The organism is Pantoea sp. 1.19 (assembly GCF_001922585.1).
Taxonomy (GTDB): Bacteria; Pseudomonadota; Gammaproteobacteria; order Enterobacterales; family Enterobacteriaceae; genus 1-19.
The window spans coordinates 16,894-35,935 of record NZ_MRBS01000004.1; the positions used below are offsets into that span (position 1 = coordinate 16,894).

The 19,042-nt window shown below is 58.5% G+C and carries 17 protein-coding genes; 2 read left to right on the top strand and 15 right to left on the bottom strand.

Features of this window, described 5'->3' with window-relative positions; genetic code table 11:
* Positions 1-10 precede the first annotated feature (10 nt).
* The 15 genes from rnhB to rpsB all read right to left on the bottom strand — a co-directional run bounded on the left by rnhB (position 11) and on the right by rpsB (position 15,158).
* Positions 11-631 (bottom strand): ribonuclease HII, encoded by a 621-nt coding sequence (gene rnhB / locus BS626_RS09295; protein ID WP_075182122.1) that lies wholly within the window; start codon positions 629-631, stop codon positions 11-13.
* A complete protein-coding gene (gene lpxB, locus BS626_RS09300) occupies positions 624-1,772 on the bottom strand; it encodes a lipid-A-disaccharide synthase (protein ID WP_075182123.1) in 1,149 nt (382 codons plus the stop codon). The genes rnhB and lpxB overlap by 8 nt, the downstream gene beginning before the upstream one ends.
* A 3-nt stretch (positions 1,773-1,775) precedes the next feature.
* Entirely contained in the window at positions 1,776-2,564 is a 789-nt protein-coding gene (gene lpxA, locus BS626_RS09305; protein ID WP_075182124.1) for an acyl-ACP--UDP-N-acetylglucosamine O-acyltransferase, read from the bottom strand.
* A 3-nt stretch (positions 2,565-2,567) separates the two neighbouring features.
* Complete coding sequence (gene fabZ / locus BS626_RS09310; RefSeq protein WP_075182125.1) at positions 2,568-3,023, bottom strand: 3-hydroxyacyl-ACP dehydratase FabZ; 456 nt, start codon at positions 3,021-3,023, stop codon at positions 2,568-2,570.
* Positions 3,024-3,154: 131 nt separating this feature from the next.
* A complete protein-coding gene (gene lpxD / locus BS626_RS09315; protein ID WP_075182126.1) occupies positions 3,155-4,177 on the bottom strand; it encodes a UDP-3-O-(3-hydroxymyristoyl)glucosamine N-acyltransferase in 1,023 nt (340 codons plus the stop codon).
* Positions 4,178-4,180: 3 nt separating this feature from the next.
* A complete protein-coding gene (gene skp, locus BS626_RS09320; protein ID WP_075182127.1) occupies positions 4,181-4,678 on the bottom strand; it encodes a molecular chaperone Skp in 498 nt (165 codons plus the stop codon).
* A 127-nt stretch (positions 4,679-4,805) separates the two neighbouring features.
* The gene (gene bamA, locus BS626_RS09325; protein WP_075182128.1) at positions 4,806-7,211 is read right to left on the bottom strand and encodes an outer membrane protein assembly factor BamA; all 2,406 of its coding nucleotides are present in this window, start codon (positions 7,209-7,211) and stop codon (positions 4,806-4,808) included.
* Between the two features lie 45 nt (positions 7,212-7,256).
* Positions 7,257-8,606, bottom strand: a complete 1,350-nt coding sequence (rseP, locus tag BS626_RS09330) for a sigma E protease regulator RseP (RefSeq protein WP_075182129.1) — start codon at positions 8,604-8,606, stop codon at positions 7,257-7,259.
* A gap of 8 nt (positions 8,607-8,614) precedes the next feature.
* Positions 8,615-9,472 (bottom strand): phosphatidate cytidylyltransferase, encoded by an 858-nt coding sequence (gene cdsA, locus BS626_RS09335; RefSeq protein ID WP_075182130.1) that lies wholly within the window; start codon positions 9,470-9,472, stop codon positions 8,615-8,617.
* An 18-nt stretch (positions 9,473-9,490) separates the two neighbouring features.
* Positions 9,491-10,240, bottom strand: coding sequence for a (2E,6E)-farnesyl-diphosphate-specific ditrans,polycis-undecaprenyl-diphosphate synthase (gene ispU / locus BS626_RS09340; RefSeq protein ID WP_075182131.1), 750 nt, complete (start codon positions 10,238-10,240; stop codon positions 9,491-9,493).
* Positions 10,241-10,485: 245 nt separating this feature from the next.
* Entirely contained in the window at positions 10,486-11,673 is a 1,188-nt protein-coding gene (gene ispC / locus BS626_RS09345) for a 1-deoxy-D-xylulose-5-phosphate reductoisomerase (RefSeq protein ID WP_075182132.1), read from the bottom strand.
* Positions 11,674-11,801: 128 nt separating this feature from the next.
* A complete protein-coding gene (gene frr, locus BS626_RS09350; RefSeq protein WP_075182133.1) occupies positions 11,802-12,359 on the bottom strand; it encodes a ribosome recycling factor in 558 nt (185 codons plus the stop codon).
* A gap of 161 nt (positions 12,360-12,520) precedes the next feature.
* Complete coding sequence (gene pyrH / locus BS626_RS09355; protein ID WP_075182134.1) at positions 12,521-13,246, bottom strand: UMP kinase; 726 nt, start codon at positions 13,244-13,246, stop codon at positions 12,521-12,523.
* Positions 13,247-13,401: 155 nt separating this feature from the next.
* Complete coding sequence (tsf, locus tag BS626_RS09360; protein WP_075182135.1) at positions 13,402-14,253, bottom strand: translation elongation factor Ts; 852 nt, start codon at positions 14,251-14,253, stop codon at positions 13,402-13,404.
* A 179-nt stretch (positions 14,254-14,432) separates the two neighbouring features.
* Positions 14,433-15,158, bottom strand: coding sequence for a 30S ribosomal protein S2 (gene rpsB, locus BS626_RS09365; protein ID WP_139308819.1), 726 nt, complete (start codon positions 15,156-15,158; stop codon positions 14,433-14,435).
* A gap of 317 nt (positions 15,159-15,475) precedes the next feature.
* Between rpsB and map the strand changes: the two genes are divergently transcribed.
* Both map and glnD read left to right on the top strand, forming a co-directional pair.
* Positions 15,476-16,267 (top strand): type I methionyl aminopeptidase, encoded by a 792-nt coding sequence (map, locus tag BS626_RS09370; RefSeq protein WP_075182136.1) that lies wholly within the window; start codon positions 15,476-15,478, stop codon positions 16,265-16,267.
* An 80-nt stretch (positions 16,268-16,347) separates the two neighbouring features.
* Complete coding sequence (glnD, locus tag BS626_RS09375; protein ID WP_075182137.1) at positions 16,348-19,017, top strand: bifunctional uridylyltransferase/uridylyl-removing protein GlnD; 2,670 nt, start codon at positions 16,348-16,350, stop codon at positions 19,015-19,017.
* The last annotated feature ends 25 nt before the right edge of the window (positions 19,018-19,042 follow it).

The window sequence follows — 19,042 nt, forward strand, 5'->3', positions numbered from 1 at the left end:
GCTAAAACAGTTACAGAGAGGAGACGCTGGCCGCCACGTCCGCATCCAGCAGCGCGTGCCGGACCGGCGCAAAGCTGCGGCGATGCTCAGGCGTCGCCCCATACTGGCGCAGCCGCTCAAGGTGCAGCGCCGTAGGGTAGCCTTTGTGTTGGGCAAAGCCGTACTGCGGCCAGGCCGCATCCAGCGCGTTCATTTCGGCATCGCGGGTCACTTTAGCGAGGATCGACGCGGCGCTGATTTCGGCCACCAGGCTGTCGCCTTTTATCACCGCCTGCGACGGCATCGGCAGCGTCGGGCAGCGGTTGCCATCGACCAGCACGTACTCCGGGGTAATCGCCAGCCCGGCTACCGCGCGCTGCATTGCCAGCATCGTGGCGTGCAGGATGTTCAGCCGGTCAATCTCTTCCGGCTCGGCGCGACCAAGACTCCAGGCCAGCGCCTGCTCGCGAATCTGCGTATACAGCGCCAGGCGCTTTTTCTCACTGAGCTTCTTTGAGTCGGCCAGACCGGCAATTGGCCGGGCCGGATCGAGGATCACCGCGGCGGTGACCACCGCGCCGACCAGCGGTCCGCGCCCCACCTCATCCACGCCCGCCACCAGACGCGCGTGGGGATAGATAAACTCAGCCATGGGCTAACTCCAGCACGGCGTCCGCCGCCTGCTCATCGGCATTCCAGCGGATCTGTTCATGTAACTGATTGAACGTGTTCAGCAGCGCCTGTCGCTCAGGACTGTCGCTGAGCAGCGGCGCCAGCGCCGCGGCCAGCGCCGCCGGCTCGCACGCCTCCTGCAGCAGCTCCGGTACCAGCTCGCGACCGGCCAGCAGGTTAGGCAGGGAGACGTAGTCGGTTTTCACCAGCCGTTTTGCCAACCAGAAGGTCAGCGGCTTCATGCGGTATCCTACCACCATCGGGCACTTCGCCAGCATACACTCCAGCGCGGCGGTACCAGACGCCAACAGTGCGGCGTCACTGGCGATCATCGCCTCGCGCGCGTGGCCGTCCAGCAGGTGCATCGGCAGCTCCGGGGCTACCTCCGCTTTAATCTGTTCGAACTCGGCACGCCGTTTCGCGTTGACCAGCGGTACCACAATCTCCAGATCCGGCCACTGCTGCCGCAGCCGCTGCGCGGTGCGCAGGAAATCACCGCTGAGCATGGTTACTTCGGCGTGGCGGCTGCCGGGCAGCAGCGCCAGGCAACGTACCGCTTCGTCGATCCCCAGCGCCGCTCTTGCCGCGCGCTTATCCGGTTGCATTGGCATCGCGTCGGCCAGAGTATGGCCGATAAAGCGGCAGGGCACGTTAAACCGATCGTAGAAGGCTTTTTCAAACGGCAGGAATGCCAGCACCAAATCGGTGGCTTTGCCAATTTTGAATACGCGCTTCTGCCGCCACGCCCACACCGAAGGGCTGACGTAGTGAACCGTGCGAATACCGCGCGCTTTGAGCCGCCCTTCAAGGGTGATATTGAAGTCTGGTGCGTCAATGCCGACGAACACATCCGGACGCAGCGCGCTGAAGCGTGCGGTCAGATCGCGGCGGATTGCCAGCAGGCGACGCAGGCGGCCGAGCACTTCGACAATGCCCATCACCGCCAGCTCTTCCATGTCATACCAGCTTTCGCAGCCTTCAGCCTGCATGCGCGGTCCGGCTACGCCGACAAAGCGCGCGTCGGGGTGGCGTGCCTTGAGCGCGCGAATCAATCCGGCACCCAGAATATCGCCGGAAGTTTCTCCGGCGACCAGGGCAATAGTGAGAGGACGCGCCGACATTGCTTAGCGAATCAGGCCGCGCGTGGAGCGCGCGAAGAAGTCGTAGAAAGGCTGCACTTCCGGATGCCGGGCTGCCAGATCGGCAATCTCCGGCTTCACCTCGTCCAGCTGACGACCGCTGCGGTACAGCAGTTTGTAAGCGTGGCGAATCGCATGGATGGCCTCTTTGCTGAAGCCGCGGCGCTGCAGCCCCACGATGTTGACGCCGTACGGCGTTGCGTGGTTGCCCTGCGCAATGATAAATGGCGGCACGTCTTGCGCGACACCGGAACAGCCGCCGACCATCACGTGCGCGCCGATGGTGCAGAACTGGTGAACGGCGGTCATGCCGCCGATGATCGCATGATCGTCGATCGTGACGTGCCCCGCCAGCGTGGCGTTGTTGGCGAGGATGCAGCGATCGCCCACCACGCAGTCATGCGCCACGTGGGCATTGACCATCAACAGGTTGTCGCTGCCCACTTTGGTCACACCGCCGGACTGCGCAGTGCCGCGGTGGATGGTGACGCTTTCGCGGATGCTGTTGCGATCGCCAATCTCGACGCGGGTGGGTTCACCCGCGTACTTGAGATCCTGGTTCGCCTCACCGATCGTGGCAAACTGGTAGATCGTGTTGTCTTTACCAATGCGCGTGTGTCCGTTCACCACCACATGTGATTTCAAGACGGTTCCTTCACCGATCGCCACATCCGCCCCGATGACGCAAAACGGACCAATGTGAACGCGGGCGCCGATCCGGGCACCCTCTTCAATGACAGAACTGGGATGAATGACGGCGGTTTGATCAATCACAAATCAGGACTCCCGGCTGCGGGCACACATCATGGTCGCTTCGCAGACCACTTTTCCGTCGACGGTCGCGACGCCTTTAAAGCGGGTCAGGCCACGACGGGTTTTTTCAAAGGTGACTTCCATGATCATCTGGTCGCCCGGCACCACCGGACGCTTAAAGCGCGCTTCGTCGATTCCGGCGAAGTAGTACAGCTCGCCCGGCTCCAGTTTACCGACGCTTTTGAACGCCAGAATACCGGTGGCCTGCGCCATGGCTTCCAGGATCAACACGCCGGGGAAAATCGGCTTACCAGGGAAATGGCCCTGGAAAAACGGTTCGTTGACGGAGACGTTTTTCACCGCGCGCAGGTATTTGTGCTCTTCGAATTCCAGTACGCGATCGACCAGCAGAAACGGGTAACGGTGCGGCAGCAGTTCAATGATCTCTTCAATTTTCAGAGTATGAGTTTCAGTAGTCAAAATACTCTTCCTGTCCTAAAAAATTCTGATGGCAACAAGAACACGGCCTGCATCTTCCGCAGGCCGCAAATCAGTTTATCCGTGCCTGGCATCCTTGCGCATATGTGCAAGCCGGCAGCGCGTTAGCAAAGTCAGTCTTGATTCACTTTGCGCTCAAGGGTTTTCAAGCGCTTGCTCATCTCATCGATATTCATCACCAACGCGGCGGTTTTGCGCCAGGTTTTGTTGGGTTGTAACGGGATCCCGGAAGAATAAACCCCAGGTTCGGTAATCGGGCGCATCACCATGCCCATACCAGTCACCGTCACTTTGTCACAGATTTCCATGTGTCCGTTAATGACGCTGGCTCCGCCAATCATACAGTAACGGCCAATTTTCAAACTGCCCGCCATGATGACGCCACCCGCAACCGCGGTATTGTCGCCAATCACAACGTTATGCGCAATCTGACACTGGTTATCAATGATAACACCATTACCGATTTGAGTGTTATCCAGCGCACCACGATCGATGGTGGTACAGGCACCAATTTCGACGCGATCGCCAATAATGACGCTGCCAAGCTGGGGGATTTTCACCCAGTTGCCGCGATCGTTGGCGTATCCGAAGCCGTCCGCGCCGATCACCGTACCGGACTGAATCAGACAGTTCGCGCCAATCTGCACTTCATGATAGACGGTGACGTTGGCCCACAGGCGGCTGCCCTGACCAATGCGCGTATGCTTACCGACGAAGCAGCCGGGCCCGATCACCACGTTATCGCCCAGTACCACACCGGACTCAATGATGGCGTTCGCACCGATTGAAACGTGATTGCCGAGCGTCGCGCTGGCATCAATCACTGCGCTGGGTGCGATGTCCTGCGCCGGCTGCGGCGTGGTGTCTAACAGCTGCGCCATTTTGGCATACGTCAGATAGGGATTTTTTACTACCAGTGCAGCGCTGTGGCTAAACGCTAAGTCCGCTTCGGTCAGCACCACGGCAGAGGCCTGACACTGCGCGAGCTGCTCACGGTAGCGACTGTTGGCTAAAAAAGTAATCTGACCAGCCTGGGCGGAGTGCATAGAAGCAATGCCGGAGATGGCGATATCGCCATCTCCGTGCAAGTCTGCATCCAACTGCTGGGCTAAATCAGCCAGTCGAATTGAAAACATCAATTATTTAACCTGTTTCAGAACGTCGGCAGTGATGTCTTTGCCGCTGGCACTGTAGGCCACCGCGTTGGCATCGATCACCACATCATAACCGTCATCCGCTGCCACTTTCTTCACGGCATCCTGGATACGGCTCAGAATTTTGTTGCGCTCTTCCGTCTGACGACGACGGTTGTCCTGCTCAAACGCCTGCGCTTTGGTTGAGAACGTCTGACGCTGCGTCATCACGTCTTTTTCCAGACGGCTGCGCTCGCTGGCCTTCATGGTTGAACCATCGCGCTGCAGACGCTGCATTTTAGCCTGCAGGTCGCTTTCCATTTTCTGCAGTTCGCTGGCGCGGCCTTTGAACTCATTTTCCAGCTGTTTAGCCACGGTGGCGCGCTGCGGCAGCTGTTGGAAGATGCTGGAGACGTTAACTACGGCAATTTTGTCAGCGGCTTGAGCACCTGCGGAAGCAGCTAAAGCTAAACCCAGACCTGCGGCACATAACAACTTTTTCACTATTAACTCCTTACCATCACAGATTGTGTCAATGACACACGTTTTGCGTCTGACCGGCTATCCGACAATTCCGGATAGCCGCGTCGAAGCGCGATACTTTTTTTTACAGGCTTCCCTGCCCGGGGTATTACCAGGTTTTACCGATGTTAAACTGGAACTGCTCCGATTTATCACCGTCGTATTTTTTCACCGGCTGCGCGTAAGAGAACACCAGCGGGCCAAGCGGAGACATCCACTGCAGCGCCAGACCGGCCGACACGCGGATATTGCCAGGATCGCTGTAGTCCGGAATATCCAGCGCGCGGGTCTGGTCGGTATTCTCCCAGTTGGTATCCCACACGGTACCCGCATCGACGAACAGCGAAGTGCGCACCGAATTAGCATACTTCTCGCTCAGGAACGGCGTCGGCGTAATCAGCTCCGCGCTGGCCACTGCCATCGCGTTACCGCCAACCGCGTCGTTTGAGTTACAGATGGCGGTGTCGTTAGCACACCGGTAGCTGTTGGAGTTGTAATAGACCGCCTTCGGACCGATGTTGTTCGAACGGAAGCCACGCACGGTGCTGGAACCGCCGGCGTAGAAGTTCTCATAGAACGGCATCTCTTTATTGCCAAGGCCGTCACCGTAGCCGAGACGACCGCGACCTAACAGCACCCACGTCCGATCGTCGTTCAGCGGCACGTACTGCACCGAATCCAGCGTCATTTTATAGAACGCGTTATCCGAGCCCGGGATGGTCACTTTACCGTTCAGGTTGGTCCGGTTACCCGAGGTCGGGAAGAAGCCGCGATCCAGGTTATTGAAGGTCCACCCGTAGTTAAAGGTAAAGTCATCTGCGCTGTAGTCCTGACGTTCGGTCAGCGACGGATCCTGACCTACGGAGCGCAGGTAGCGCCACATGGCGATCTGCGGCTGCATGTCCGACAGCGAGTTATGCACGTAGCCCAGGCCGACGCGCAGCGAGTTATTTTCGTTCACCGGGAAGCCCAGCGTACCGTCCACACCGTAGCTCTTGTTGGTGTAGTCGGACAGATCGGCGTCGTCGGCTTTAAAGTCGTTGTAGAACACCCGACCGCCGAGGCTGACGCCATCCACGGTAAAGTAGGGATCGGTTAACGAGAATTCCGCGTAGGTCTGGTAGTCGTTTTTGGTACCGCTGATGCCCACGGTATTCCCGGTGCCCAGCCAGTTCTCCTGCTGCACGCCCACCTGGAAGCTCACGCCGCTTTCGGTACCGTAGCCCACGCCGAAGTTAAAGGTACCGGTATTGCGCTCCTTCACCTTGTAGACCACATCCACCTGATCGGGTGAGCCCGGTACGCGCTGCGTTTCCACATCCACGGTCTCGAAGTAGCCGAGGCGGTTCAGACGCTCTTTGCCCTGCTCAACCAGATCGCTGCCCAGCCAGGCGCCTTCCATCTGACGCATCTCGCGACGCAGTACCGCATCTTTACTGGTGTCGTTACCTTCGTAGCGAATCTTACGCACGTAGTAGCGGTTACCCGCGTCTACGCTAATGCGCAGCTTCACCGTTTTATCCGCGTCGTTGATTTCAGGCTGCGTTACCACGCGCGGGTAAGCGTAACCATAGCGGCCAAGCAGTTTCTTGATGTCATCTTCCATGCGGGTCACTTTGGCGCCGTTATACAGCTCGCCCGGCTCAATTTTGCTCAGGCTTTCGATTTCGGCAGAGTGACCCGCCAGGTTGCCGTTTACCACCACGCCGGAAAGCTTGTACTGGTCGCCTTCGGTAATATTAATGGTGATATAGATGCCTTTTTTATCCGGCGTCAGGCTGACCTGGGTAGAGTCGATATTAAAGCGGGCATAGCCGCGATCGAGGTAGAAGCTGCGCAGGGTTTCTAAATCCCCGGCCAGTTTTTGCTTCTGGTATTTGCGATCGCCGACCAGGTTCCACCACGGCACCTCATCGCGCAGCTGAAAGCGGGAGATCAGCTCTTCCGAGCTGAACGCTTTGTTGCCGACCACGTTGATCTGCTGAATCTTGGCGGAGACACCTTCGGTAAAGACCAGCTTTAAGTCGACGCGATTACGCGGCAGCGGCGTTACCACCGCTTTCACGCTGGCGCTGTATTTACCGACGCTGTAGTAGAAATCTTCCAGTCCCTTCTCAATGGAGGAGAGGGTCGTGCGGTCAAGGGCTTCACCCACGCGGACGCCAGAGGCTTCGAGGTTCTGCTTCAGCTGCTCCTCTTTCACCGCCTTGTTGCCGGAGAAAGTGATGCTGGCAATGGTCGGACGCTCTTTGACCTGAACAATCAGGGTCGAGCCATCGCGCAGTACCTGGACATCTTCGAAGTTACCGGTCGCAAAGAGAGCACGAATGGTGTTTCCGATGTCATCATCTGAAACCGTATCCCCGACGCGAACCGGCATGCTGAGCAGTGCCGCACCGACAGCGACCCGCTGCAGGCCTTCGAAATGAATGTCTTTCACTACGAAATCGTCTGCACCGTATACGGTGGCGCTGCTGAACAGCAGCGACGCTATAAGCAACTTTTTCATCGCCATCGTTTTTATGCGTTCTTCCTAACCAACTCTCGGCGCCCTGACGGATCAGAGACGGGAGAAATCATTGAAAAGTGCAAGCCCCATTAACAACACCAGCAGAATTGAGCCGATGCGGTAGCTGAAGTCCTGAACTCGTTCGGACACCGGCCCCCCCTTGATCTTTTCGATCGCGAGGAACAGAAGGTGACCACCATCTAAAACAGGCAGCGGGAACAGATTGATAATGCCGAGATTCACACTGATCAGAGCGAGAAACATCAGGTAATAAATCAAACCGTAATCCGCTGACATCCCTGCGCCTTGGGCAATCGAAATTGGCCCGCTCAGGTTGTTCAGCTTTACATCGCCGGTGATCAGTTTGCCCAGCATACTGACCGTCAGCTTCATCAATTGCCAGGTCTTCTCACTGGCTTCGCCAACCGCGGCGAATGGCCCGTACTGACGAACAGTTTTGTACGCGTCCGGCAGCGGGATCACGCGCGGTACGACCCCGGCAAAGCCCTCCGACCGGTGGCCGGGTCTGGCTTCGGGCACCAGAGTGATGGCCAGGGTATCGCCACCGCGCTCAATGGTCAGGGGAATCCCCTGTCCCGGATTCTCGCGTACCCGCGTAACAAAATGCTGCCACTGGCTAAGCGGTTGACCCCCGACTTTAACGATCCTGTCGCCGGCTTGCAAACCGGCTTTACTGGCCGCCGAGTTTGGCTGCACTTCTGCCAGCACCGGTTCAATCTGCGGCCCGCGCGGCTGGATACCCAGCGCGGTCACCGGATCCTGCTTGTCGGGCTCAAACTGCCACTGACGCAGGTCAATCTGTTTTTCCACTGCGGTCATGCTGTCCGGCGGGGTCACGCTGACGCTGACCGACTTGTCGCCAATTTTCCCCACCAGGGCCATTCTCACAGCATCCCAGTCAGGCGTTTCGATACCGTCAACGGACTTAAGTTCCATGCCTGGCGTAATTTCCGCCTGCGCCGCCACCGAACCGTTCACTATTTCACCAACCACCGGCTTTACGCCGGGAACGCCGATGATAAACACCAGCCAGTAGGCAAATACGGCAAAGATAAAGTTAGCAAGGGGACCGGCGGCGATGATCGCGGCGCGTTGGGCCACGGTTTTGTTGTTGAATGCCAGATGGCGCTGTTCTGGCGTGACGCTCTCCACGCGCTCGTCCAGCATTTTGACGTAGCCGCCAAGGGGGATCAGCGCCAGGACGTACTCGGTGCCGCGCGCGTCGCGGCGGCGCCACAGCGCCTTGCCGAAGCCCACCGAGAAGCGTTCCACGTGGACGCCGCAGCGGCGGGCCACCCAAAAGTGGCCAAACTCGTGGACGGTGATTAATACGCCGAGCGCAACGATAAAGGCGGCAAGACTCCAGAGTACGTTCAGCATGGGCGTCCTTACACTATTCCAAACACCAGCAGCAGCAGACAGGCAAATACCGGCACCGCTGCGGTCAGGCTATCGATGCGGTCAAGAATCCCACCGTGTCCCGGGATAAGATGACCGCTGTCCTTGATGCCCGCTTCGCGCTTAAACATGCTTTCGGTCAGATCACCGAGCACCGACGCCAGCGCAGCGGCAACCGAACAAAGCAGCAGGGTCGCGGGCGCGACGTTCAGCGGGGCCCAGGTACCAAACAGCCAGGCTATCAGCGCCGAGGTCAGCAGGCCGCCAAAAAAACCTTCCCAGGTTTTTCCCGGCGAGACGCGCGGAGCGAGCTTGTGCTTACCGAACAGTTTACCAAACAGATAGGCGCCGGAGTCCGCCCCCCACACCAGAATCATCACGTACAGCAGCCACCAGGCGCCAAGGGTATGATCGTCCTGGTAGTGGTACTGTCGCAGCGCCAGCATGCCCCAAAAGAACGGCACGATGGTGAGCAGGCCAAACAGCAGTTTCAGCAGCGAAGAGCCGCGCCAGAAGGCGGCCGAGCGTGGATAAGACAGCACCAGCGCCAGCGCCATCAGCCACCAGCCCAGCGCTGCCCACAGCGCGCCGCCGATGCGCGGTGTATGCACATCATTCTGATAGGCAGGCAGCGTAAACAGCATCAGCGACAGCAGCAGGCCACACAGCACCGCCACCCACACGCGCTGGGTGCGAGTCACGAATCCCGCCAGCTGGCCCCACTCCCAGGCGGCCAGCATACAGATCACCAGCGTGGTAATGGCGAACCCCGCCGGCGGCAACAGAAACAGGGCCGCGATGACGACGGGAATTAAAATTAATGCGGTGATCAGACGAGACTTTAGCAAAAGTACCCTCCCGAATGCTCAGGCGCTTTCAGGTACTGTACCGCCGAACCGACGCTCTCTCGTTGCAAATGCATGTAGTGCACCTTCAAAAACTTGTTCATCAAAATCAGGCCAGAGCACATCGGTGAAGTACAGCTCCGCATAGGCAATCTGCCAGATGAGGAAGTTGCTGATCCGATGCTCTCCGCTGGTCCTTATCAGCAGATCCACGGGCGCCAGTTCCTGCAGGCTAAGATAGCGGGAAAAAAGGGTTTCATCGATCTGCTCCGGCATTAACCGGCCCTCTTTAACCTGTTCTGCTACCTGCCTGACGCCATGAATAATATCCCAACGGCCGCCATAATTCGCGGCAATGTTGAGGGTGAGTCCATTATTTTGTTGCGTCAGTTCTTCAGCGTGACGAATACGCTCCTGAAGGCGCGAATTGAAGCGGCTAATATCACCGATAATTTTCAGGCGAACATTATGTTTGTGCAGGCTTTTTACTTCGCTATCGAGCGCCCAGACAAACAGTTCCATCAGCGCGGAGACCTCCTGCTGAGGACGGCTCCAGTTTTCACTGCTAAAGGCATACAGCGTCAGCGCTTCCAGCTTTTGGCTGACGGCAAAGCTGACCGCGCGGCGGACGGACTTCACGCCGGCTTTATGCCCGGAAATACGCAATTTCCCACGTTGTTTCGCCCAGCGCCCATTGCCGTCCATGATGATAGCAACGTGACGCGGTTTCAGGCCGATTTCATCGGTTTGTAATAGTTTCTCGGACGACATAACGCGTATTTATTTCCTTTTGCAGAAATATGACGGTTCTGAAATAACAGCCAGCCAGCGCGTAACCCCTGAAGCCCCTGCTCCGCGCCGCCGGCCGGATCCGGCCCGCACAGCCTGGATGAGCAACACGACTGCGGCTCGGTGACCCGTCTCTCACTCCGCAAAACGGAGCGGATGACTATACCACCTCTCAGGATACCCCACAAATCACAGCCGCTAAGTCATTGAGCCTGCGGTTAATGATTTCAGCGCGTCAGCTGCGAGGTGGCCACGCGCCGCGCCTGGCGATCGATGGCCAGCACCTGCTCAACGCTGTCGGGTTCGGCCAGCGCCAGCGTATCCAGCACCGACTGATTCACCCGCGCAATATCGGTGAAGCCGATCTGCCCGGCGAGAAAGGCCGCGACCGCCACTTCGTTAGCGGCATTGAGCGCGGTGGTCGCCGCCTGACCTTGATTGCAGGCATCAATGGCCAGCTTCAGACAGGGGTAGCGCTGATAATCGGGTTCAGCAAAGGTGAGCGTCCCCATTTTGACAAAATCGAGCGGGGCGACACCGGCGGCAACGCGTTCCGGCCAGGCCATCGCGTGGGCGATTGGCGTCCGCATATCAGGCGATCCCAGCTGCGCCAGTACGCTACCGTCCCGATAGCGCACCATCGAGTGGATGACCGATTGTGGATGCAGGATCACTTCCATCTGGCTGTCTGTGGCATTGAACAGCCAGCGGGCTTCAATGTACTCCAGACCTTTATTCATCATGGTGGCCGAATCAACGGAGATCTTCTGCCCCATTGACCAGTTCGGATGCGCGCACGCCTGCTGCGGCGTGACGCCCGGCAGCGCGGTGAGCGGCGTGTCACGAAACGGGCCACCCGATCCCGTGAGGATGATGTTACTGACACCAAATGCCTCCAGGTCAGCGTACCCTAACTGCTCCTGGATACCAGACGGTAAACTCTGAAAAATGGCGTTGTGCTCGCTGTCTATCGGCAGCAGGCGCGCGCCGTGCGCACGCACCGCCTCCATAAACAGGCGGCCACAGGTGACCAGTGACTCTTTATTGGCCAGCAATACGGTTTTGCCCGCCCTGACCGCCGACAGCGTGGGCAGCAGGCCGGCAGCGCCCACGATCGCCGCCATCACCATATCCACGTCCGGCAGCGCCGCCAGTTCGCAGGCGGCCTGCTCGCCCGACAGTACGTCGGTCCGCGATCCGGCCGCGCGCAGCTTCAGGCGCAGCGCCTGCGCCGCGTCATCATCCGCCATGGCCGCATACTGCGGGCTAAACGCCAGACACTGGGCCAGCATCAGGTCGACGTTGCGACCGGCAACGAGGGCTTTTACCGCAAACAGGTGGGGATTATCCCGCACCACGCTGAGGGTGCTGGTACCGATCGATCCGGTCGAACCGAGGAGGGTCAATTGCTTCATGGGGCTGGGTATCCGGTAGTCTTTTCAACCGACACGGGCGAGGCGTTGCTCCCCCGCGCGCAAATGAAAAAACGCCGCCGGTGAACGCGACGAGGCGTCCGCCAGGCGGCGTCAAACCGCGGGCTTACTTAGAAGTCCATCAGTTCCTTTTCTTTGTCCGCCAGCGCGGCGTCCACTTTTTTGATGTAGCCGTCGGTCAGCTTTTGAATGTCTTCCTGCGCGCGACGCTCGTCGTCTTCGCTGACCTCTTTATCTTTCAGCAGCGCTTTCAGTTTGTCATTCGCATCGCGGCGCACGTTACGCACGGCCACGCGGCCCTGTTCGGCTTCACCGCGCACCACTTTGATCAGGTCTTTACGGCGCTCTTCGGTCAGCGCAGGCAGCGGTACGCGAATGTCGGTACCGGCCGAGCTGGGGTTCAGGCCCAGGTCAGACGCCATGATCGCTTTCTCGACGGCCGGGCCCATGGAGCGGTCGAACACGTTGATTTTCAGCGTGCGGGTATCTTCTACCGTGACGCTGGCCAGCTGGCGCAGCGGCGTCGGGGTACCGTAGTACTCAACCACGATACCGTCGAGCAGTGAAGGAGAAGCACGGCCAGTGCGCACTTTGCTGATCTGGTTTTTGAATGCTTCCACGCTTTTTTCCATGCGCGTGTCAGCATCTTTTTTGATGTCGTTAATCACGTTGGAACCCTTGATTTCTGGTTACCAGGCAGGCGCCGTTCTTAGCGACCGCGCCCGTTCTGTCTTACACATTGCCGTGTAGCGTATGCCACACCCACAGAATATACCTTATTTTCGCCGCGGACGGGGAGAAGCTGTTCTGCCCGAGATGACTGCGCCACTCAGTGGGTGATCAGCGTCCCCTCTTTTTCACCCATCACCACGCGACGCAGCGCGCCGGGTTTATTCATGTTGAACACGCGGATCGGTAACTGGTGGTCACGTGCCAGCGTGAAGGCCGCGAGGTCCATCACTTTCAGCTCGCGCTCGAGCACATCCTGATAAGTCAGCTGCTCGTGCAGGGTGGCGTCCGGGTTCTTCACCGGGTCCGCAGAGTAGACGCCGTCCACTTTGGTGGCTTTCAGCACCACATCGGCTTCGATCTCAATGCCGCGCAGACAGGCTGCGGAGTCGGTAGTGAAGAACGGGTTTCCGGTGCCGGCGGAGAAGATAACCACGCGGTTATTGCGTAGCAGGCTGATGGCCTCGGCCCAGCTGTAGTTGTCACAGACGCCGTTCAGCGGGATGGCGGACATCAGGCGGGCGTTGACATAAGCGCGGTGCAGCGCATCACGCATCGCCAGGCCATTCATCACGGTTGCCAGCATCCCCATGTGGTCGCCGACAACGCGGTTCATGCCGGCCTGGGCCAGACCCGCACCGCGAAACAGGTTACCGCCACCAATGACGACGCCTACCTGAATGCCGAGTTCTACCAGCTCTTTAATCTCCTGAGCCATGCGGTCAAGCACGCTGGCATCGATGCCGAAGCCTTCTGCTCCCTGCAGTGCTTCACCGCTCAGTTTCAGCAGAATACGTTGATATACCGGTTTTGCGTTGGTCGCCATGGGTTAATTCCTGCAAGCAATGGTCGAATATGAAGGTGTTATCATTGTAGCCATCATCCCGTACGCGCGGCAAAAAAGCGATTGGGATGAGACTGAAAACGGCATGCCCGAATCCCGGGCAAAAAAGAGCCGCCTGGCGGCGGCTCTGTCAGTCATTAAGACTGTTTGGACATGGCCGCAACTTCTGCAGCGAAGTCGCTTTCCACTTTTTCGATACCTTCGCCCACTTCGAAACGGATGAAGTTAACGACGTCAGCACCGTGCTCTTTCAGCGCCTGGCCAACGGTTTTGCTCGGATCGATAACGAACGCCTGACCGGTCAGAGAGACTTCACCGGTGAATTTCTTCATACGGCCTTCTACCATCTTCTCAGCGATCTCTTTCGGCTTGCCAGACTGCATCGCGATGTCCAGCTGAACCTGGTACTCTTTCTCTACCACTTCGGCAGACACGTCTTCCGGCTTCACGAATTCCGGCTTGCTGGCCGCCACGTGCATAGCGATCTGCTTCACCAGTTCATCGTCAGCGTTTTTCGCGGAGACCAGAACGCCAATGCGCGCGCCGTGCAGGTAGCTGCCCAGCACGTCGCCTTCCAGGATAGCCAGACGGCGAACGTTGATGTTCTCACCGATTTTCGCTACCAGCGCCACGCGCTCGTCTTCGAATTTGGCTTTCAGCACCTCGATGTCGGTGATTTTGTCCGCGACGGCCGCGTCCAGTACTTTGTCAGCAAACGCCTGGAAACCGGCGTCTTTTGCCACAAAGTCGGTCTGGCAGTTAACTTCCAGAATCACGCCGTAGTTGCCGTCGATTTTGGTTTTGATCACGCCGTCAGCAGCCACGTTGCCTGCTTTTTTCGCCGCTTTGATCGCGCCGGATTTACGCATGTTTTCAATGGCCAGCTCGATATCGCCATGTGCTTCTACCAGTGCTTTTTTGCACTCCATCATGCCAGCAGCGGTACGCTCGCGCAGTTCTTTAACCAGTGCAGCGGTAATTTCAGCCATTCCAGAATCCTCGGTTATTCCGTACCCGGGTTATACCCTCAGGCACCTGTTGCGGAAAATATACTCTGCCCCGTTCACCCTTCGGCGTGCGGCACAGACTGAGATAAATAAAGGGGGCCAGCAGGCCCCCTTAACAGATTACATCTGATGTCTAAGGGCTCCGTGAAGAGCAATCCTTATTAAGCGTTTTCTAAAGACGCTTCTTCAGCCTGCTCAACCAGGTCCTGAGAACGGCCTTCGCGCACGGTGGCAGCAACGGCATTCAGGTACAGGCTGATGGCACGGATGGCGTCATCGTTACCCGGGATAACGAAATCAACACCGTCCGGATCAGAGTTGGTATCAACGATAGCGAAAACCGGGATGCCCAGGTTGTTTGCTTCTTTGATAGCGATGTGCTCGTGATCGGCATCGATAACGAACAGTGCGTCCGGCAGGCCGCCCATGTCTTTGATACCGCCCAGGCTGTTTTCCAGCTTGGCCAGCTCACGGGTGCGCATCAGCGCTTCTTTTTTGGTCAGCTTGTCGAAAGTACCGTCCTGAGACTGCGTCTCCAGGTCTTTCAGGCGTTTGATGGACTGGCGAACGGTTTTCCAGTTCGTCAGCATACCACCCAGCCAGCGGTGGTTAACGAAGAACTGGTCACAGCTGTTCGCTGCCTCTTTAACGGCTTCGCTTGCTGCGCGCTTAGTACCGACAATCAGGATCTTACCTTTACGGGAAGCGATTTTGTTCAGCTCGGCCAGTGCGTCGTTGAACAGCGGTACAGTTTTCTCAAGGTTGATGATGTGAACTTTGTTACGCGCACCGAAGATGAAGGGCTTCATTTTCGGGTTCCAGTAACGGGTCTGGTGACCGAAGTGTACACCGGCCTTGAGCATGTCGCGCATGGAAACAGTTGCCATGATTACCTCTGAAGTAAAAGTTGGGGTTGAGCCTCCACGTATCCCATACAACCGACCTCCTGAGAGGCACCCCGGCGTATGTGCCGATACGTGTGTGTTATTTACACATAGTGAGATTGAGTGTCGAACCGCCGCGGCGTTCAATCCGCAGACAGATTCGTCGGCGCGCTTTATACCACACTCCTCCCGACAGCGCCACTAAATGTTCAGCGCGCCGCGCGCCGCGAATCTCGATTTGGCAGCCTGCTGGCGGGCTGATAACATGTCAGCACTTGCACAATTATTGTCGATTTTTTCGACAGACGTGGACAATTTAAATGGCAATTTCAATTAAAACCCCAGAAGAAATCGCAAAGATGCGCGTCGCGGGCCGCCTTGCTGCCGAGGTGCTGGAGATGATCGCTCCGCACGTGAAGCCGGGCATCACCACCGCTGAATTAGACCGCCTTTGCCATGATCACATCGTCAATCAGCAGCACGCCATATCGGCCTGCCTGGGTTACCACGGTTTTCCCAAATCGGTCTGTATCTCGATCAATGAGGTGGTTTGCCACGGCATCCCGAGCGACGATCGCACGCTGAAAGACGGTGATATCGTCAACATCGACGTCACGGTCATTAAAGACGAGTATCACGGTGACACCTCCAAAATGTTTCTCGTCGGTAAACCCACCATCCTGGGCGAGCGCCTGTGCCGGGTGACTCAGGAGAGCCTCTACCTGGCGCTGAAGATGGTGAAGCCGGGTATACGCCTGCGCGAGCTGGGTCGGGCGATCCAGACCTACGTTGAAGCACAGGATTTCTCTGTGGTGCGCGAATACTGCGGACACGGTATCGGCAAAGGTTTCCACGAGGAGCCGCAGGTGCTGCACTACGATGCCGATGACGGCGGCGTGGTGCTGCAGGCCGGTATGGCCTTTACCATCGAGCCGATGGTGAACGCCGGCGATTACCGTATCCGCACCATGAAAGATGGCTGGACGGTAAAAACCAAAGATCGCAGCTTGTCCGCACAGTATGAGCATACTATTGTGGTGACCGAAAACGGCTGCGAGATTATGACGCTGCGCGAAGAGGAGACCCTTCCCGCGCGCCTGACGGCGGAGTAATTGCGCGTCCCCCTAAGCCGGCATACGCCGGCTTTTTTATGCCCGTCATCCTGTACCGAGCCAACCCGGAGTGACCCGCGATGAGTAGCGCCGATACCGCCTCTGTCTATGAAACGTTAAGCCTGAACGATCTCGCCAACCTCCCCGCCAGCTGGCGCGATGAGCACCTGAACTGCCACGGCCTCAGGCAGGCGCTGGAGAGCTTTCAGCAGCGGCTGGCCCTCGCTTTTGACCAGGGCGAGGCGGTAGAGAAGCTGATTAAAACCCGCACCCGGTTTATCGACCGCCTGCTGCGCCGGCTGTGGCGCTTTTACGGTTTTAAGCACGTGCGGGATATCGCACTGGTGGCGGTGGGTGGCTTTGGCCGCGGCGAGCTGCATCCGCTCTCCGATATCGATGTGCTGATCCTCAGCCGCAAGCCGCTGGATGAGCAGGCCGCCGGGCGCATCAGCCAGTTGCTCACCCTGATGTGGGATCTGAAGCTGGAAGTGGGCCACAGCGTGCGTACGCTGGAGGAGTGCCTGCTGGAAGGGCTGGCCGATCTCACCGTCGCCACCAACCTGATAGAGTCGCGGATGCTGTCCGGCGATGTGGCGCTGTTTCTCGAGCTGCAAAAGCACGTCTTTAGCGATGGGTTCTGGCACTCCGATCGCTTCTTCGCCGCCAAAATCGAAGAGCAGAACGAACGGCACACCCGCTATCACGGCACCAGCTACAATCTTGAACCGGATATCAAAAGCAGCCCGGGCGGCCTGCGCGATATCCATACGCTGCTGTGGGTCGCACGTCGCCACTTTGGCGCCACCTCGCTGGATGAAATGGTCGGGTTTGGCTACCTGACCGAAGCCGAGCGCCACGAACTCAACGAGTGTCAAAATCTGCTGTGGCGTATCCGCTTTGCGCTCCACCTGACCCTCAGCCGATCCGATAATCGCCTGCTGTTTGACCGTCAGCTGAACGTAGCCCAGCGTCTCAACTACCAGGGCGAAGGCAATGAGCCGGTCGAACGAATGATGAAAGATTTTTATCGCGTAACCCGGCGGGTGAGCGAGCTGAATCAGATGCTGCTGCAGCTGTTTGCCGAGGCCATTCTGGCCATCGATGCGACCGAAAAGCCACGCCCGCTGGATGAGGCCTTCCAGGTGCGAGGCAAGCTTATCGATCTGCGCGACGAGACGCTGTTTATCCGCGAGCCGGCCTCGATCATCCGCCTGTTCTACGTGATGGTTCGCCATCCGGAGATCACCGGCATATACTCCGCCACCCTGCGCCACCTGCGCCACGCCCGTCGCAACCTCAGCGGCCCGCTGTGCGAAATCCCGGAGGCGCGTCGGCTGTTTATGGCTATCCTGCGCCACCCGGGCGCGGTCAGCCGCGCGCTGCTGCCGATGCATCGCCACAGCGTACTCTGGGCCTACATTCCGGAGTGGGGCAATATTGTCGGCCAGATGCAGTTTGATCTGTTCCACGCCTACACCGTGGATGAACACACCATCCGCGTACTGCAAAAGCTGGAGAGCTTTGCCAATGAAGCCACCCGCCCGCGTCACCCGCTGTGCGTCGAGCTCTGGCCGCGTCTGCCACAGACCGAGCTGCTGCTGATCGCTGCGCTGTTTCACGACATCGCCAAGGGCCGTGGCGGCGATCACTCCATCCTTGGGGCGCAGGACGTGTTGGCCTTTGCCGAGCTGCACGGCCTTAACTCGCGCGAATCCCAGCTGGTCGCCTGGCTGGTGCGCCATCACCTGCTGATGTCGGTGACCGCCCAGCGGCGCGATATCCAGGATCCTACCGTCATTCAGCAGTTCAGCGAGGTGATGCAAAACGAAAATCGCCTGCGCTACCTCGCCTGCCTGACCGTCGCCGACATTTGCGCGACCAACGAGACGCTGTGGAACAGCTGGAAGCAGAGCCTGCTGCGCGAACTGTTTTTCGCCACCGAGAAACAGCTGCGCCGCGGAATGGAAAACAGCCCGGATCTGCGCGAGCGCGTGCGGCATCACCGCCTGCAGGCGCTGGCGCTGCTGCGCATGGACAATATTAATGAAGAGGCGCTGCACAACATCTGGGGCCGCTGCCGCGCCGACTATTTTCTGCGCCACACGCCAAACCAGCTGGCATGGCACGCCAGACACCTGATGGAGCACGACCTTAGCCAGCCGCTGGTGCTGGTCAGCCCGCAGGCCACGCGCGGCGGCACCGAAATTTTCATCTGGAGCCCGGATCGCCCTTACCTGTTTGCCACCGTCGCCGGCGAGCTGGATCGCCGCAACCTCAGCGTGCATGACGCGCAGATCTTTACCAGCCGCGATGGCATGGCCATGGATACCTTTATTGTGCTCGAACCGGATGGCAGCCCGCTGGCGCCCGATCGCCATGAGCAGACCCGTCACGCGCTGCTGCAGACCATCACCCAGACCCACTGGCAGCCGCCGCGCACCCGCCGCCAGTCCGCGCGACTGAAACACTTTACCGTCGACACCGAGGTGCGCTTTTTGCCTTCGCACAACAACCGCCGCACCTGGCTGGAGCTGGTGGCGCTGGACCAGCCCGGGCTGCTGGCGCGGGTCGGCGAGGTGTTTGCCGATTTGGGGATCTCGCTGCACGGCGCCCGCATCAGCACCATCGGCGAGCGCGTCGAAGATCTGTTTATCCTCGCTAACAGCGAACGCCGGGCGCTCGACGCCAATTTACGCCAGCAGCTGCAACAACGGTTGACAGAGGCCCTTAATCCAAACGATAAAGTGTGACCGAGATTTTATTTTCAGACCGTAG

What these genes read in the sequence shown, in the direction of transcription:
- ispC (WP_075182132.1), bottom strand. Translation starts at nt 11,673, where the DNA reads ATGAAGCAATTGACCCTCCTCGGTTCGACCGGATCGATCGGTACCAGC.
- bamA (WP_075182128.1), bottom strand. Translation starts at nt 7,211, where the DNA reads ATGGCGATGAAAAAGTTGCTTATAGCGTCGCTGCTGTTCAGCAGCGCC.
- lpxB (WP_075182123.1), bottom strand. Translation starts at nt 1,772, where the DNA reads ATGTCGGCGCGTCCTCTCACTATTGCCCTGGTCGCCGGAGAAACTTCC.
- ispU (WP_075182131.1), bottom strand. Translation starts at nt 10,240, where the DNA reads ATGTCGTCCGAGAAACTATTACAAACCGATGAAATCGGCCTGAAACCG.
- glnD (WP_075182137.1), top strand. Translation starts at nt 16,348, where the DNA reads ATGAGTAGCGCCGATACCGCCTCTGTCTATGAAACGTTAAGCCTGAAC.
- rseP (WP_075182129.1), bottom strand. Translation starts at nt 8,606, where the DNA reads ATGCTGAACGTACTCTGGAGTCTTGCCGCCTTTATCGTTGCGCTCGGC.
- lpxD (WP_075182126.1), bottom strand. Translation starts at nt 4,177, where the DNA reads ATGTTTTCAATTCGACTGGCTGATTTAGCCCAGCAGTTGGATGCAGAC.
- map (WP_075182136.1), top strand. Translation starts at nt 15,476, where the DNA reads ATGGCAATTTCAATTAAAACCCCAGAAGAAATCGCAAAGATGCGCGTC.
- tsf (WP_075182135.1), bottom strand. Translation starts at nt 14,253, where the DNA reads ATGGCTGAAATTACCGCTGCACTGGTTAAAGAACTGCGCGAGCGTACC.
- rpsB (WP_139308819.1), bottom strand. Translation starts at nt 15,158, where the DNA reads ATGGCAACTGTTTCCATGCGCGACATGCTCAAGGCCGGTGTACACTTC.
- pyrH (WP_075182134.1), bottom strand. Translation starts at nt 13,246, where the DNA reads ATGGCGACCAACGCAAAACCGGTATATCAACGTATTCTGCTGAAACTG.
- rnhB (WP_075182122.1), bottom strand. Translation starts at nt 631, where the DNA reads ATGGCTGAGTTTATCTATCCCCACGCGCGTCTGGTGGCGGGCGTGGAT.